Origin of the sequence: Nonomuraea recticatena (assembly GCF_039533245.1) — a bacterium.
Taxonomy (GTDB): domain Bacteria; phylum Actinomycetota; class Actinomycetes; order Streptosporangiales; family Streptosporangiaceae; genus Nonomuraea; species Nonomuraea roseola.
In genome coordinates this window covers 37,163-51,944 of record NZ_BAAATE010000015.1, presented here as the reverse complement: position 1 = coordinate 51,944, position 14,782 = coordinate 37,163, and the positions used below count along the sequence as shown (strand labels likewise).

General features: G+C 71.5%; 13 protein-coding genes. 5 read left to right on the top strand and 8 right to left on the bottom strand.

Annotation, left to right across the window (positions count from 1 at the left end):
• The first annotated feature begins 63 nt into the window (after positions 1 to 63).
• Entirely contained in the window at positions 64 to 1,269 is a 1,206-nt protein-coding gene (locus ABFX50_RS26695) for a helix-turn-helix domain-containing protein (protein WP_346150082.1), read from the top strand.
• 86 nt (positions 1,270 to 1,355) lie between these two features.
• Here the strand turns inward: ABFX50_RS26695 and ABFX50_RS26690 are convergent, their stop codons facing one another.
• From ABFX50_RS26690 to ABFX50_RS26665, 6 genes are all read right to left on the bottom strand, one after another.
• On the bottom strand, positions 1,356 to 2,438 hold the full coding sequence (locus ABFX50_RS26690) for a dihydrodipicolinate synthase family protein (RefSeq protein WP_346150081.1): 1,083 nt from the start codon (positions 2,436 to 2,438) through the stop codon (positions 1,356 to 1,358).
• Positions 2,439 to 2,443: 5 nt separating this feature from the next.
• On the bottom strand, positions 2,444 to 3,451 hold the full coding sequence (locus tag ABFX50_RS26685; RefSeq protein WP_346150080.1) for an NAD-dependent epimerase/dehydratase family protein: 1,008 nt from the start codon (positions 3,449 to 3,451) through the stop codon (positions 2,444 to 2,446).
• A gap of 70 nt (positions 3,452 to 3,521) precedes the next feature.
• On the bottom strand, positions 3,522 to 4,415 hold the full coding sequence (locus ABFX50_RS26680) for a Gfo/Idh/MocA family protein (RefSeq protein ID WP_346150079.1): 894 nt from the start codon (positions 4,413 to 4,415) through the stop codon (positions 3,522 to 3,524).
• A gap of 82 nt (positions 4,416 to 4,497) precedes the next feature.
• A complete protein-coding gene (locus tag ABFX50_RS26675) occupies positions 4,498 to 6,321 on the bottom strand; it encodes a hydantoinase B/oxoprolinase family protein (RefSeq protein WP_346150078.1) in 1,824 nt (607 codons plus the stop codon).
• Entirely contained in the window at positions 6,318 to 8,387 is a 2,070-nt protein-coding gene (locus ABFX50_RS26670; RefSeq protein WP_346150077.1) for a hydantoinase/oxoprolinase family protein, read from the bottom strand. Before ABFX50_RS26670 ends, ABFX50_RS26675 begins: the two co-directional genes overlap by 4 nt.
• Positions 8,388 to 8,455: 68 nt before the next feature.
• A complete protein-coding gene (locus tag ABFX50_RS26665) occupies positions 8,456 to 8,827 on the bottom strand; it encodes a hypothetical protein (RefSeq protein ID WP_183646046.1) in 372 nt (123 codons plus the stop codon).
• 64 nt (positions 8,828 to 8,891) lie between these two features.
• Here ABFX50_RS26665 and ABFX50_RS26660 point away from each other — a divergent pair, with 64 nt between their 5' ends.
• Positions 8,892 to 9,623 carry a thymidine kinase gene (locus ABFX50_RS26660; protein WP_346150219.1) on the top strand — a complete coding sequence of 244 codons (732 nt, stop codon included), beginning with the start codon at positions 8,892 to 8,894 and terminating at the stop codon, positions 9,621 to 9,623.
• Between the two features lie 3 nt (positions 9,624 to 9,626).
• Here the strand turns inward: ABFX50_RS26660 and ABFX50_RS26655 are convergent, their stop codons facing one another.
• Together ABFX50_RS26655 and ABFX50_RS26650 are read right to left on the bottom strand one after the other, a co-directional pair.
• Complete coding sequence (locus tag ABFX50_RS26655) at positions 9,627 to 10,247, bottom strand: DsbA family oxidoreductase (protein ID WP_346150076.1); 621 nt, start codon at positions 10,245 to 10,247, stop codon at positions 9,627 to 9,629.
• Between the two features lie 15 nt (positions 10,248 to 10,262).
• The gene (locus tag ABFX50_RS26650) at positions 10,263 to 11,159 is read right to left on the bottom strand and encodes a hypothetical protein (protein ID WP_183646050.1); all 897 of its coding nucleotides are present in this window, start codon (positions 11,157 to 11,159) and stop codon (positions 10,263 to 10,265) included.
• A 127-nt stretch (positions 11,160 to 11,286) separates the two neighbouring features.
• Here ABFX50_RS26650 and ureA point away from each other — a divergent pair, with 127 nt between their 5' ends.
• Genes ureA through ABFX50_RS26635 form a run of 3 tightly spaced genes read left to right on the top strand, consistent with a single transcriptional unit; the run spans position 11,287 to position 14,683 of the window.
• Positions 11,287 to 11,964: an urease subunit gamma gene (gene ureA / locus ABFX50_RS26645; RefSeq protein ID WP_346150075.1), complete on the top strand. Its 678-nt coding sequence runs from the start codon at positions 11,287 to 11,289 to the stop codon at positions 11,962 to 11,964.
• Position 11,965: 1 nt separating this feature from the next.
• A complete protein-coding gene (locus ABFX50_RS26640; protein ID WP_346150074.1) occupies positions 11,966 to 13,600 on the top strand; it encodes an urease subunit alpha in 1,635 nt (544 codons plus the stop codon).
• A gap of 51 nt (positions 13,601 to 13,651) precedes the next feature.
• On the top strand, positions 13,652 to 14,683 hold the full coding sequence (locus tag ABFX50_RS26635; RefSeq protein WP_346150073.1) for an agmatine deiminase family protein: 1,032 nt from the start codon (positions 13,652 to 13,654) through the stop codon (positions 14,681 to 14,683).
• The last annotated feature ends 99 nt before the right edge of the window (positions 14,684 to 14,782 follow it).

The following is a 14,782-nucleotide window of genomic DNA, read 5'->3' as shown; positions in this document are numbered from 1 at the left end:
GAAAGTTCAGAGTCACGAGTTACCCTTTCGGTCTTGACCGTAATATGCAAGAGGGAGGCGTGGGTGGGAATCGTCATCGGGGTCGTCGGCCCGCACGATCTGGTCGACGACGTCGCGGCCACCTGCGAGGAGCAGCCGGGCGTCACCGCGCTGCGGCTCGACTACGACCACGAGTCGCAGGCTCCCGCGATCGTCGAAGCGCACTCCTCCACCGTGGAGGGCTGGCTGTTCACCGGCATCGTGCCGTACATGCTGGCCAGTGACGCCGAGGCGCTCACCCGCCCGGCGGCGTTCGTCGACTACTCCGGGGCGACGCTGCTGACCGCTCTGGTACGGCTGCAGCACGAGGGCCAGGACATCACCCGCCTGTCCATCGACACGATCTCGGCCGCCGACGTCCACGCCACCTTCGAGGAGGCGGGCCTGCCCACCGAGCAGGTGCGCACGCTGCCCTACCGGCCCGAGATGACTTCCAAGAAGGCGGTCTCCTTCCACCGGCGCGGCGGCGACCACGCGGTGATCACCTGCCTCAGCTCGGTGCACGAGGCGCTGCGCGACGACATGCACGTGCTGCGCCTCGCGCCTTCGGTGCACTCGGTGCGGGTGGCGCTGCGCCAGCTGCTGCTCACCGCCGAGGGTCAGGCGCAGGAGGACGCGCAGATCGCGCTCGGGCTGATCGAGGTCGACAGCGAGGAGGGCCTGCTGCGCGAGGCGGCGGCCCTCGGTGGCACGCTGGCCGCCTTCAGGGGCGGCACGCATCTGCTGGTCACGACCAGGGGCCCGCTGGCCGACGCCACGGGCGGCTTCTCCTGCCTGCCGATGCTGTCGCGGCTGACCGTGACGAGCCAGGTGGTCAGGGTGGGCTTCGGGCTCGGCCGCAGCGCGGCGGAGGCCGAGAGCCTGGCGCGCAGGGCGCTGGCCAGGGCCAGGCGCATCGGCGACGTCGCCGCGGTGCTGTCGCTGCGCGCCGACACCGACATCGTGCTGGAGTCGGTCGGCGCGACACCAGCCGGCGAGCAGAACCTGTCGGTGATCGCCCGCAGGGTCGGCCTGTCGGTGCCCACGCTGGAGAAGCTGCTGGAGGCCCGCGAGGCGGCCGGCGGCGAGCCGCTGACCACCAGGGAGATCGCCGAGCGGCTCGCGGTGCAGCAGCGCACGGCCCGCCGCATGCTGCACCGCCTGGAGCTGGCCGGGCTCGCCGAGCGCACCGGCAACCTGACCAGCGGGACCAGTGGCCGCCCGCTGACCCTCTACCGGCTGACCCTCTAGCCCGCACACCTGGGCCGGCCGGCACCCCGTCCCGGGGTCCGGCTCGCCCCGTGGCCGGCACGCCTTCCGCGGATCCGGCGTGTCCGCTAGGCCAGCCACCGGTCGAGGCCCTCGGCGACGAACTCGTCGTCGCGCAGCCACGGGTAGGCGGCCCACACGCGGTCGATCTCGGCGAGCTGTCCTGGAGACAGCTCCTCGGCGGGGTCCAGGCACCAGCGCCCGGCCAGCAGCCCCTGGCGGCGCAGGATCTCGTGGATGCCGGGGATGCAGCCGTGGAAGCCGTTGGCCGAGTCGAAGATGGCGGCGTTGGCGTCGGTGAGGTGACCGTCGAGCCCGAGCAGCCTGCGCACGGCCGCGTCGTCGCCCGCACGGGCCAGCTTGGCCTCCTCCAGCAGCTCGACCGCCTTCTTGACCCAGACCGCCCACTGGCCGAGCAGGCCGCCGACGAACTCGACCTCGACCTCGCGGCCGTCCACGATCACCCGGTGGGTGGTGATCAGGTCGGCCAGGATGTGGTCGTCGTTGCCGGTGTAGAGCGCCACCTCGTCGGCGCGCCCCGCCCTGACCACCCCGTGCAGCACGTCGAGCGTGCGGTAGCGGTCGAACGGCGCCACCTTGATGCCGACGACCGACTCGATCGAGGCCAGCCTCGTCCAGAAGCTCCTGGACAGCGTGCGACCGCCGACGGCGGGCTGCAGGTAGAAGCCGATGACCGGCAGCACCTCGCCGACCGCGCGCGCCCGCTCGATCAGCTGGTCCTCGTTCAGCTCCCTGTGGGGGCTGAGCAGCACCATGTGGTAGCCGAGCGACCTGGCGAGCTCCGCCTCGGCCACGGCCTGCTCGGTCGGGCCGGTCGCGCCCGCCACCATGACGATCTCGCGGCCCGCCTCGCGGGCGGTCTCCGCCGCCAGCTCGAGCACCGGCGGCAGCAGCTCGGTGCCGTGGATGGCGAACTGCGTGGTGTGGACACCCACGGCCAGGCCGCCCGCGCCGGCCTCGACGTAATAGCGGGTCAGCGCCCGCTGGCGGCGCTCGTCCAGCTTGCGTCCCGCGTCGAGCGCCAGCGGGTGCGCGGGGATGACCAGGCCACGCCTGAACAGGTCGCGGACGGACGTCTGAGCCTCTGGAGCCGTGCTGAGCACGTCACTTCCCCCTCGATCGATGAGCATGCTGATCAGAACCGGCCGTCGCGGCGCTCGAACTTGGTCGGCTTGCCGAGCAGCGGGCCGCCGTCTGCGACCCAGCGCGCGGTGAGCTCGATCAGCTCGGCGGGCGCCAGCTCCGGGTAGCCGAAGAGCCTGTGACACCTGGCGGCGTTCGACAGCAGGGCCGTGTTCGCCTCCTCGCCCACGAAGGAGGGCTCCTTGCCCATGACCCTGCCGAGGTCGGTCGCGGCCTGCCGTACCGAGATCAGCTCGGGGCCCGTCAGGTTGAGCGTGAACGGCGGAGCCTGCGCGTGCAGCAGCGCGCGGAGCGTGACCTCGTTGGCGTATCCCTGCCAGACCACGTTGGCCATGCCCGTCGAGACGTCGATGGGCTCGCCCGCGTGGACCTTCTGCGCCAGGTCGACCAGCACGCCGTAGCGCATCTCGACGGCGTAGTTGAGCCTGATGAGGGCCAGGCGGGTGCCGTACTTCTCGCTGAAGTGCGACATCACCCGCTCCCTGCCCAGGCAGCTCATCGCGTACTCGCCCATGGGGTCGGCGGGGGTCTCCTCGGTCGCGCCGCCGCTGGTCACGGGGACGAGCGGGTAGACGTTGCCGGTCGACAGCGCCGCGATCCTGCTGTCCCTGAACCGGTCGGCGACCCGTCCCGGCAGGTAGGAGTTGGTGAACCAGGTGGCGTGCTCGGCGCCCTGGGTGCCGAACTTGGCGCCGACCAGGAAGACCACGTTCTCCACGTCGGGCAGGTCGCGCAGGGCCTGCTCGTCGGCCACGTCGGCGCTGACGACCGTGGCGCCCTCACGCGCGAGGTCCTCGGCCAGGCCCGGCTCGGAGAACCTGGAGACGGCCACGACCCGCCTGCTCCCCTTCGTGGCGTTGAGGGCGAGCCTGACCAGGCTCGGTCCGAGCTTCCCTCCCGCACCAAGGATCATGATGTCGCCGTCGAGCCTGGCCAGGTCGTCGACGAGACCGTCGCTGGGTCTGGCCAGCCGTTCCTCGAGCTCTGCTACCGTCCGCACCCCGAACTCCTCTCATTTACGGTCCAGACCGTAACTTCGCGAGTGTTTTCCTGTCAATGGGGCGCCGTTTTTATCGAGCCGGAACGGCCTCGCGGGCATCCACCAGAACGCCCAGAATCGCCCTGGTCTCGGCCCACGGCACGGGGCTCGGCGCCCCGCCGACCATGGTGAGGAAGGCCTCGACCGTTCCCTCGTAACCCAGGCCCTTCAGGACGTCGTCGCCGCTGTCGATGACGATGTCGCGCGAGCCCTGCCGGGTGTGCACGGTGACGGTGTACGCCTCGGAGTCCGAGACGCCGATGATCTCGACCGTGCCCGTGACTCCGCTGTCCCACCGCAGCGCCATGACGCCGGTGTCCTCCGAGCGCAGGCCCTCGTAGTGGCGGACCGAGCCGGCCGCGCCCGCCAGCCGTACGGCGGGGCCGAGCAGCGCCACGAGCAGCTCCACCCCGTGGATGCCCATCGTGACCATGGTGCCGCCGCCCTCGCCCGGCGTGTCCTGCCACGGGTTGTAGCCGGTGGCCCAGAGCCCGACGTCGTGCCTGACGGTGGCGCGCACGGACAGCACCTCGGCGGGGTCGATCCGCGCGGCGGTGAAGGCGGGCGCGAACCTCAGCACGGAGCTGGACAGCACCCGATCGGTGATCTCCAGCCGGTCGAGGGCGTCGAGCTGGGCCCTGGTCGCGGCGGCGGGCTTGTTCATGAACACCGGCGCGCCCGTCTCCAGCACCGCGCGCAGGGCGTCGGGCGCCTGGGGGTTCGGCACGGTGAGCACGACGCCGTCGGGCTCGGTGGCGAGCAGCTCGGCCAGGCCGGCCGCGACCTTCGCCCCCGGATGCTCGTCGGTGAAGCGCCGCAGCCTCTCGGCGTCCTGCTCCCACACGACGAGCTCGGCGTGGCGGGCCAGCGTACGGGCGTCGGTGTAGGGGTGACTGGTGGCCAACCCGGCCAAGGCAATGCGCACAGCGTCCTCCAGATCCGGAATGTGCGCCATCATGACACCCTCGCCCCCGGCCGAGGCGAGCCAGTCTCCCGGCTCCGCACGGCTACCGCTCGTCCACCTCGGCGTGGGTCCTGCCGTCGGCGAGCCTCGGATAGCCGGGTCCCCTGTCGAAGAAGCTGACGGGCTCCTCGGCCAGCCTGGCGCGCAGGGCGGCCGTGGCGGGCACGTCCACCCTGCCCCCCTCCGGCCCTGCGCCCTCCTCGAAGACCACCCCGTAGTCGGTCCTGGCGCCCTCGACCGAGACCTTCCCGTCGCGCACGTCGGCGGCCACCTTCTCCGGATCGCGCTCGTACGGCGAGCCCCAGCCGCCCCCTCCCGTGGTGCGGATGCGGATGACCTCGCCCGCCCGCACCGGATGGTCGTCGACCAGCCCCTCCATCTCCTGCCCCGCCACCGACACCGTGAAGGGACGCCCCGCCCTGCCCCCGTTGACGCCCCAGCACGACAGAATCGACCGGTCGGCGATCGACATGTACGAGGCGTCCCTGAGCATCCTGATGTGCTTGTCGTAGCCGAGCCCGCCCCTGAACAGCCCGGGACCCCCCGAGTCGACCGCGAGCCCGAGCCGCTCCACCCTGAAGGGCCAGCGCGCCTCGGCGAACTCCACGGGGATGTTGCGGGAGTCGGGCACCACGTGGATCGTGTCCTCCCCGTCTGCGTACCACCGGCCGCCCGAGCCGCCGCCCAGGACCTCTCTCATGAGGTACGGCACGCCGCCGCCGTCCTCGCCGTACACGCCGGTGTAGCGGATGGTCTCCTGGTCGGCGGGCATCCGCCCGTTCGTCGCCTTGGCCAGCACCCCCGCCAGCACCCCGAGCAGCCGCAGGATGACGAAGGTCCTGGCGTTGGTGGGCGCGGGGAAGATCGGCGTCAGCAGCGTCCCCTTCTCGGGGAAGCGCATCTCGATGAGCGGGACCACGCCCTCGTTGACGTCCAGCTCGGCCATCCGCTCGGGCGTGTCGGCCAGGTTGCGCAGGATCGGGGCCAGCCACTTCTTCAGGAACACCCCGTCGGCGTAGTCCCCCGCGTGGTTGATGGGGCCCTTGGCCTGCGGCGAGGTGCCGGTGAAGTCGATGACGAGCCTGTCGTCCACGCGCGTGAGCGTGATGCGCTGGGCGTGCAGGCGCGGCTCGTCCACACCGTCGTGCTCGGCGTAGTCCTCCCAGACGTAGGTGCCCTCGGGGATCTTCGACAGCAGCTCTCTGCGGAAGGTCTCGGTGGTCTTGTCGATGATGGCGTCGAAGCACCGCTCGACCTCGGCCCTGCCGTAGCGGTCGAACAGCTCGGCCAGGCGGCGCGCCCCCATCAGGCAGGCCGAGCACTCGGCGTCGAGGTCACCGGCGAGCGAGTCGGGCATGCGGGAGTTGCGCGTCATGATGCGCAGGGCGGCCTCGTTGGGCACGCCGCGCTCCCACAACCTGATCGGCGGGACCATCAGGCCCTCCTCGAAGACCGAGCGGGCGTGGGAGGGCATGCTGCCCGGCACCGATCCGCCGATGTCGTCGTGGTGGCCGAAGGCCTGCACGAAGGCCACCACCTCGCCCCGGTGGAAGACGGGCACGGTGACGCAGAGGTCGGGCAGGTGGCCGATGCCGCCCTCGGAGAGGTAGACGTCGTTGTGGAAGAAGACGTCGCCGGGGTTCATCGTCTCCGCCGGGAAGTCGCGCACGACGGGCTGGACCAGGGCGGAGTAGGAGCGGCCTGTCAGCTTGCGCAGCCTGATGTCGTGGATGCCCGCGCGGAAGTCGTGGGCGTCGCGGATCATCGGGGAGCGGGCGGTGCGGGCGATCGCGGTCTCGACCTCCTTCTCCACGGAGGCGAGCGTCCCTTCCACGATCTCGACGAGGATCGGGTCGACGGCGGTCACCGGCTCTGTCCCTTCTCGGTCGTGCTCGTGCCCGGTTCGCCCGCGCCGTGCCTGCGGATGACGAGGTTGCCGTGCGCGTCGCACTCGGCGGTGAAACCGGGGTGCAGCGGCAGGGTGGAGCCGTACTCCTCGATCACGGCAGGGCCGCTGACCACGTCGCCCCTGCGCAGGTCGGCGCGCTGGTGGACGGGGCGCTCGGTCCAGCCCTCGCGCTCGTCGAAGCAGACGGGCCGCCCGCCCCGCGCGGTGAGGGCGGCTTCGGCGCGTCCGGGGCGCTCGGGGATGGCGGGCCGGGTGATGGGGCCGATGCCCGACACCCTCAGGTTGACCCACTCCACGGCGTGGCGGGGATCGTCGCGGTAGGCGTAGCCGTAGAGCCGCTCGTGCGCCTCGTGGAAGCGGGCGAGCACCTCGGCGCGCCACTCCTCGCCGAGCGGGCCTGGCGGCGCCGCGACGCGCACCTCGTAGGCCTGGCCGTAGTAGCGCAGGTCGGCGCTTCGCCGGCAGACGGGCGAGGTGAAGCCTTCGCGCTTGAGCGCGGCGACCGCCTGCCCCTCCAGCTCGGCGAAGATCCCCGCCAGCACCCCCAGGTCCGGATTTTTCGTGACATGGGTGCGGACGTAGTCGTTCTTGACGTCCACGGTGAGCAGGCCGAACGCCGACACGTTGCCGGGGTCGGGCGGCACGATCACCGCGGGCAGCCCGAGGATGTCGATGAGGCGGCAGGCCAGCAGCGGCCCCGAGCCTCCGAAGGTCACCAGCGGGAAGTCGCGCACGTCCAGGCCGCGTTTGACGGTGATCTGCCTGATCGCGTTGCACTGGTTGAACGCGCTGATCTCCAGGATCCCCGTCGCGGTGCGCTCAGGGGTGAGGCCGAGCTTGGCCGCCAGCGCCTCGACGCCCTCCCTTGCCGCCTGCCCGTCCAGCGGGATCTCCCCGCCGAGCAGGTGCGGAGGGATCCTGCCGAGGAAGACGTGCGCGTCGGTGACCGTGACGTCCCCGCCGCCCTTGCCGTAACACAGTGGCCCTGGATCGGCGCCCGCCGACCTGGGACCGACCTTCAGCGTGCCCTCGGGCGAGATCCACGCGATCGAGCCGCCGCCCGCGCCCACGGTCACGATGTCGATCATCGGGATCTTGCAGGGGTAGCGGCCGATCGACCCCTCGGTGGTGAGGGAGGGCTCGCCGTCCACGACCACCGCCACGTCCGTGGAGGTGCCGCCGCCGTCCAGCGTGATGACCGAGGGGTGCCCCGCGGTGGAGGCGATCAGCGCCGCTCCCAGCGCCCCTGCCGCCGGTCCCGACAGCACCGTGGTGATCGGCTGGTGCACCACCTCGGCGGCGCTGAGGATGCCGCCGTTCGACTTCATCACCGAGTACGGCATGCGCAGCCGCTCGGACAGGTTGGCGATGTAGCGCCGCATCGTCGGCTTGACCGCCGCGTCGACCAGCGTCGTGACCGAGCGCTCGTACTCCCTGTACTCCCTCAGCACGTCGCTCGAGAGCGAGACCACGGCCTCGGGATGCTCCCTCTCGAGCACCCGCCTCATGCGCTCCTCGTGCTCGGGGTTGGCGTAGGAGTGCAGGAAGCACACCCCGATCGCCGTGATGCCGCGCTCCCTGAACCACCGCGCGACCCGCGCCGCCTCCTCCTCGTCGAAGGGCCTGACCTCGGCGCCGAGGTGGTCGAGGCGCCCGCCGACCGTCTTCACCCTGTGCACGGGCACGATCCTGGGCGGCTTCACCCAGAAGTAGGAGTTGCCGTAGCCGTCGGGCACGCTCTGCCTGGCGATCTCCAGGATGAACTCGAACCCCTCGGTGGTCACGAACCCGAGGTCCTCGATCCTGTCCTCGAGCAGCTGGTTGGTGGCCACCGTGGTGCCGTGCACCAGCCCGGTGACCTCCGCTCCCGCCTTCGCGGCGCCGACCTTCCCGAGGCCCGCCATGAACCCGTCGGCCGGGTTGGCGGGCGTCGAGGGGGTCTTGGTGGTGAAGATCTCGCCGGTCCGCTCGTCGACCGCCACCACGTCGGTGAACGTGCCGCCGGTGTCCACTCCGATACGCATGGCTTCAGTCTCCACCCGTGGACCTGCCTGGGGGGATCAGCGAAACCTGCCGAACAAGCGGCGTTTCTTCAGCGTCTCCTGCTGCCGAGCACGTCGTCGATCACCTTCGGGGCGTGCTCGGTGCCGACGTAGGCGGCCAGCCGTACGGCCAGCTCGTGGGCCTTGGTCAGCTCCATCTCCACGCGTGCCTTGCCCGACTGGCCGGCCTGGATGCCGAAATAGGCGCCGATGATGGTGCCGATCACGCCGCACACCCCCGCGAACATGGTCGCGAACTCCTTGGTGGCGAACACCGCGGCCCCGAACGCGACGAGGATCACGATGATGCCGGTCAGGACCACGAAGAAGCCGTAGCGCCAGCGTGCGGCGTCGGCCTGGGCGGCGGTCAGGTCGTCGGGGGTCATCAACGCGTCGAGCGCCGCGGGGTTGTCCGTGGCCACAGTTGCCTCCTGATAGCGATGGGACCATAGGTGATGCCCAGTAAGCTAGCGGCCTGTGACCGAAATGTCCGCGCTCTCTGCCGTGCCAGCCGCCGCCCGCGACGCCGTGCTGAAGTTCTACTTCGGCCCCATGGACTGCGGTAAGTCCACGCTGGCGCTCCAGATGAACTACAACCACGGACGGCAGGGCAGGCGCGGGCTGGTGCTGACCAAGCATGACAGGTCGGGAGGGCCGAAGGTCACCAGCAGGATAGGGCTCGGGCTCGACGCCATCGAGGTGGACGACTCCCTCGACCTGGTGGAGCTGGTGCGGGGTCACGACAGGATCGACTACCTCATCTGCGACGAGGCGTGCTTCTACACCATGGAGCAGATCGAGCAGCTGGCCGACCTGGTCGACGGGCACGGGGTGGACGTCTACGCCTTCGGCCTGGCCTCCGACTTCAGGTCGCGGATGTTCCCCGCCGCGCAGCGCCTGTTCGAGCTGGCGGACGAGGTGTGCAGGCTGCAGGTCGAGGTGCTGTGCTGGTGCGGGCGGCCAGGGCTGCTGAACGCCCGCGTCGTCGGGGGCGCGATGGCGCGCAGCGGCGAGCAGGTCGTGATCGGCGACACCGACGCCTCGCCCGTCCGCTACCAGGTGCTGTGCCGCCGTCATCACCGCAGCGGCCAGCTGGCGATGCCTGCCGCGGACCAGGCGGGGCCCGCCGAGGGCGCGGCGGTGCCGCCGGCCGACGGGGCGATGCCTGGAGGGAGCGGGGCGGCCAGAACGCAGGAGAGCCTGACCGCCTCCGCCTGAGGGTCAGCGCGCCCGCGGCGCGGCACGCCGGCCGGTGCGCTCGGCGACCTCCTCGAGCGCGGCGAGGAAGGTCTCCTCCGGCTGCGCGCCCGAGACGCCGAACTCCCCCTCGAACAGGAAGAACGGCACGCCGGTTATGCCGAGCTCGCGAGCCCTGCCGAGCTGCTCGCGGACCTCGTCGCCCGCCTCGCCCGTGTCGCTCACCCCGACCTCGGCGGCCAGCTTGGCCAGCACCTCGGCGTCGGCGATGTTGAGCCCGTCGGTGAAGTGGGCGGCGAACAGGCGCTCGGTCATCGGGGCGCCCAGCCCCTGGCGGGAGGCCAGCTCGATCAACCGGTGGGCCTCGAAGGAGTTCGCGCTGACCGCCCTGTCGAAGTGGAGCTCCAGCCCCTCCTCGGCTCCCACGGCCGCGACCCTGGAGGTCATCTGCGCGACGTCGCCGCCGAACTTGCGCCGCAGCGCCTCCAGCAGCGGCTCGCCCTCGGCCGTGGCCGTGGGGTTGAGCTCGAACGGGCGGTAGGTGACCTCCACCTCGCCCGCGTGACGCGCGGCCGCCCTGGCGAAGCGCTTGTGCCCGATATAGCACCAAGGACATACCACGTCCGAGAAAATCTCTACCTTCATGACGTGCTGTAACACTCAACCAGCCGCGAGTTCTTCCAAGCGGTGGGGCAGGTAACCCGAATCGTCAACGAGCGCCGAGGCGCCCCGCCACCAGCCGAACCACTCCCCGCTGCGCCACATCCAGTCGACCCGTTCGATCGCGGCCACCACGTCGCCGACATCCGACCACGACTCGCCCAGCTGTTCCGGCGTCGCGCCGTGTCGCAGCGCCCACTCCCTCAGGATGCGCACCGCGTCGCCAGGCACCGGCCTGGCATAGGGATCGGGGTCCTCCCCCGGCAGCCGGTGGGGGCCGAGCCCCGCCGCCACTCCCCAGCTCCACTGCGCCTCGGCGGGCTTGGAGTAGCGCAGGGAGGAGAAGTCGAGGTTGGAGCCGAGATCGTCGTCGGGACGCCTGGTCACCAGCGCGTCGAGCCTTCCTCCCGCGTCGAAGTGGACGACCAGGCGCTGGCCGGGCCGTGCGGTGTCGGGCAGTTCGATGCGGTCCTCCGCCTGCCAGGAGTTGAGGTCGACCTCCGCAACGGCGGGCCCCCACAACGCGTCGGCCGCGTCGTCGGCGATCCACGCCGCCAGCATCTCCAGCAGGGTCAGGTCGGTCCACGGATCGATCGCCGTCGAGGTGCGCAGCACCTCCATGGGGGCGGGCAGCTTGCCTCCCCGCTCGTTCTCCCACCAGCTGTCGCCCAGCTCCCGCACCCCGACCACGAGTGCGGCGATGGACGACAGCTCCGCCGATCTCCTGGTCAGTGAGGCGCCCAGAGCCAGCTCCAGGCACTGGGATGCGCGCTCGTCGCCCAGCGTGGCGCGCGCGTCGGCGATCAGCGTGGCGGCCGTCGGCCGCTGCTCGCCGAGCAGATTGTTGATGACTCGTCTGGCCTCGGTCCTCGCGTCTTCAGCATGTGCCTCGCGCATACAGCCACGCTACGCCCGTAGATCCTTTCTCGACAGCTTGTACGGAGAACCTGTATGACGATACGGTCACCCGCGTCAGCGGTTCCCACCTGCGGATGTTCCACTGGTGCCGTTGAGGAGGTCACCCATGCGCTTGACACCGACCGAGCGGGACAGACTCCTGCTCTTCACCGCCGCCGAGCTGGCCCGCGCCAGGCGGGCGCGCGGGCTGCGCCTGAACGTGCCCGAGGCCACCGCGCTCATCGCCGACGCGGTGTGCGAGGCGGCCAGAGACGGGGCGAGGCTGGCCGAGGCCATCGCGGCGGGCCGCGAGGTGCTCGGGCCGCAGGACGTGCTGCCGGGGGTGGCCGACATCGTGACCCAGGTGACGGTCGAGGCGGTGTTCGACGACGGCAGCAGGCTCGCGGTGGTGACCGACCCGTTCGGCGGCGGCTCCATGGGCGAGGCCGCGCCGGGCGCCGTCGTGTCCGCGGGAGACTGGACCCAGCCGCCCGCCTCCGCGCGGGTGCGGGTGCTCAACACCGCGCAGGTCCCGGTCTCCGTCACCTCCCACTTCCACTTCTTCGAGGCCAACCCGCGCCTGCGCTTCCCCCGCGAGGAGGCCTACGGCATGCGGCTCAACATCCCCGCGGGGGCCACGGTGCGCTTCGACCCGGGGGCCACGGTGGAGGTCGAGCTGGCGCCGATCGGCGGCGGCCGTACGGTGATCGGCTTCGCCGGGCTGGTGGACGGGCCGCTGGACGCGCCGGGCGCGAAGGAGGAGGCGCTGCGCAGAGCGCGCGCCTGCGGATACGAAGGGGCTTAGGATGCACGACTACATCGGGGTGCACGGACCTCGCCAGGGCGACCTGGTACGGCTCGGCGACACCGGCCTGGTCGTCCAGGTGGAGCACGACTCGCAGCAGCCGGGCGAGGAGTTCCTCGCCGGGTTCGCCAAGACCGCCCGTGACGGGCTGCATCTGAAGGCCGCCTCCATCCGCGAGACCTGCGACCTGGTGATCAGCAACGTGCTGGTGATCGACGCGATGCTCGGCGTCAGGAAGGTCTCTGTCGGGGTGCGCGAGGGGCGCGTCCACGCGATCGGCCGCGCCGGCAACCCCGACACCCTCGACGGCGTGGACGTGGTGGTCGGCACCGGCACCACGATCGTCTCCGGCGAGGGGCTGATCGCCACGGCGGGCGCGATCGACACGCACGTCCACCTGATGTCGCCGCGCATCATGGAGGCGTCGCTCGCCTCGGGGGTCACCACGATCATCGGGCAGGAGTTCGGGCCCGTGTGGGGCGTGGGCGTGAACTCCCCCTGGGCGCTGCGCAACGCCTTCGCCGCCTTCGACGCCTGGCCGGTCAACATCGGCTTCCTGGCGCGCGGCTCGTCGTCGTCGGCCGATCCGCTGGTGGAGGCGCTGGTCGAGGGCGGGGCGTGCGGGTTCAAGGTGCACGAGGACATGGGCGCGCACACCACGGCGCTCGACACCGCGCTGCGGGTGGCCGAGGAGCACGACGTCCAGGTGGCCCTGCACACCGACGGGCTCAACGAGTGCCTGTCGGTGGAGGACACGCTCGCCGTCCTGGAGGGCAGGACCATCCACGCCTTCCACATCGAGGGCTGCGGCGGAGGCCACGTCCCGAACGTGCTGCGCATGGCGGGCGTCGCCAACGTCATCGGCTCCTCCACCAACCCGACGCTGCCCTTCGGCCGCGACGCGCTCGGCGAGCACTACGACATGATCGTCGCGGCGCACGGGCTCAAGCCCGACCTGCCCAGCGACCAGGTGATCGCCCGCGACCGGATCAGGGCGGGCACGATGGGCGCCGAGAACGTGCTGCACGACCTGGGCGTCATCGGCATCACCTCCTCCGACGCGCAGGGCATGGGCAGGGCGGGCGAGACCTTCAGGCGCACCTTCCAGCTCGCCTCGCGCTTCGCCACGGAGGGGCCCGACAACGAGCGCGTGCTGCGCTACATCGCCAAACTGACCATCAACCCGGCGATCGCCCACGGCCTCTCGCACGAGGTCGGCTCGATCGAGGTCGGCAAGCTGGCCGACATCGTGCTGTGGGAGCCCTCCTCCTTCGGCGCCAAGCCGTGGCTGGTGCTCAAGGCGGGCTTTCCCGCCTGGGGCGTCACCGGCGACCCGAACGCCTCCACCGACGCCTGCCAGCCCCTGGTGTACGGCCCGCAGTTCGGCGGTCACGGCGCCACCCCCGCCGAGCTGTCGGTCGCCTTCGTGAGCCGGGTCTCGCAGGCCCTGCCGACCAGGCGCCGCCAGGTGCCCGTGCGCGGCACCCGCGGGATCGGCCCGGCCTCGCTCGTGCGCAACGACCGTCTCGGCCAGGTGCGGGTGGACCCGCGCACGGGCCAGGTGACGCTCGACGACCGGCCGATCGGCGCCGAGCCCGTCTCCTCGGTGCCCCTCAGCCGCCTGTACTTCCTCTGACCCGCCGACCTTCACGACACCCGCGCTTCGCGGTTCCCGCTAGGAGCCCTCATGACCCCCGCAGACCACGGTTTCCGCATGCCGGCCGAGTGGGAGCCGCACGCCCGCACCTGGATGGCCTTCCCCACCGCCAACCCGACCTTCACCGACCTCGAGGCCGCGCGCAGGGCGTGGGGCCAGGTGGCCAACACGATCGCCACCTACGAGCCGGTCGTGATGATCGCCAACACCGGTGAGAGCGCCGACGCCCGCTGCTACCTCGACCCCGGCGTCACCGTGGTCGAGCGTCCGCTCGACGACGCGTGGCTGCGCGACAGCGGGCCCACCTTCCTGGTGGACGGCAGGGGCGGCCTCGCCACGGCGAACTGGGTCTTCAACGGCTGGGGCCAGCAGAGCTTCGCCCGCTGGGAGAACGACTCCAAGGTGGGCGCGCTCGTCTCGGAGCTGGCAGGGGCGGCGCCGTACAGCTCGGCGATGGTCAACGAGGGTGGCGGCATCCACGTCGACGGCGAGGGGACGGTGTTGCTGACCGAGACCGTCCAGCTCGACCCGTTCCGCAACCCCGGATGGACGCGCGAGCGGGTGGAGGCCGAGCTGCGGGCCTTCATCGGTGCTGAGAAGTGCCTGTGGATGCCGCGCGGGCTCACCGCCGACTACGGCCTGTACGGCACGCGCGGCCACATCGACGTCTTCGCCGCCTTCGTCCGACCCGGCCTGGTCGTCGCGCACAGCCAGCCCGACCCCTCCCACCCCGACCACGAGGTGTGCAGGGAGAACATCGCCCTGCTGCGCTCCTGCACCGACGCGAGGGGACGGGCGCTGGAGGTCGTCGAGGTGCCCGCGCCCACGGTCACCGAGGTGGACGGCGAGCCCGTCGACTACTCCTACATCAACCACTACCTGGCCAACGACGCGGTCGTGCTGTGCGCCTTCGACGACCCGCGCGACGCCGAGGCGGCCGCGCTGTTCGCCAAGCTCTTCCCGTCGCGGACGGTCGAGCTGGTGGACGCCAGGGAGATCTTCGCAGGCGGCGGCGGCATCCACTGCATCACCCAGCAGCAACCGGCCGTCTCCCGCCCCTGACCCATCCGGCCACCAGAGGGGACCACCGGAGGCCAGGCCTCGCGGACGCCCTGGCGGGACCGTCGGATGACTGCTCTCGTGGATGCCATGGCCGAGCGG

What these genes read in the sequence shown, in the direction of transcription:
- ureA (WP_346150075.1), top strand. Translation starts at nt 11,287, where the DNA reads ATGCGCTTGACACCGACCGAGCGGGACAGACTCCTGCTCTTCACCGCC.
- ABFX50_RS26650 (WP_183646050.1), bottom strand. Translation starts at nt 11,159, where the DNA reads ATGCGCGAGGCACATGCTGAAGACGCGAGGACCGAGGCCAGACGAGTC.
- ABFX50_RS26635 (WP_346150073.1), top strand. Translation starts at nt 13,652, where the DNA reads ATGACCCCCGCAGACCACGGTTTCCGCATGCCGGCCGAGTGGGAGCCG.
- ABFX50_RS26640 (WP_346150074.1), top strand. Translation starts at nt 11,966, where the DNA reads ATGCACGACTACATCGGGGTGCACGGACCTCGCCAGGGCGACCTGGTA.
- ABFX50_RS26655 (WP_346150076.1), bottom strand. Translation starts at nt 10,247, where the DNA reads ATGAAGGTAGAGATTTTCTCGGACGTGGTATGTCCTTGGTGCTATATC.
- ABFX50_RS26670 (WP_346150077.1), bottom strand. Translation starts at nt 8,387, where the DNA reads ATGCGTATCGGAGTGGACACCGGCGGCACGTTCACCGACGTGGTGGCG.
- ABFX50_RS26660 (WP_346150219.1), top strand. Translation starts at nt 8,892, where the DNA reads ATGTCCGCGCTCTCTGCCGTGCCAGCCGCCGCCCGCGACGCCGTGCTG.
- ABFX50_RS26690 (WP_346150081.1), bottom strand. Translation starts at nt 2,438, where the DNA reads ATGCTCATCGATCGAGGGGGAAGTGACGTGCTCAGCACGGCTCCAGAG.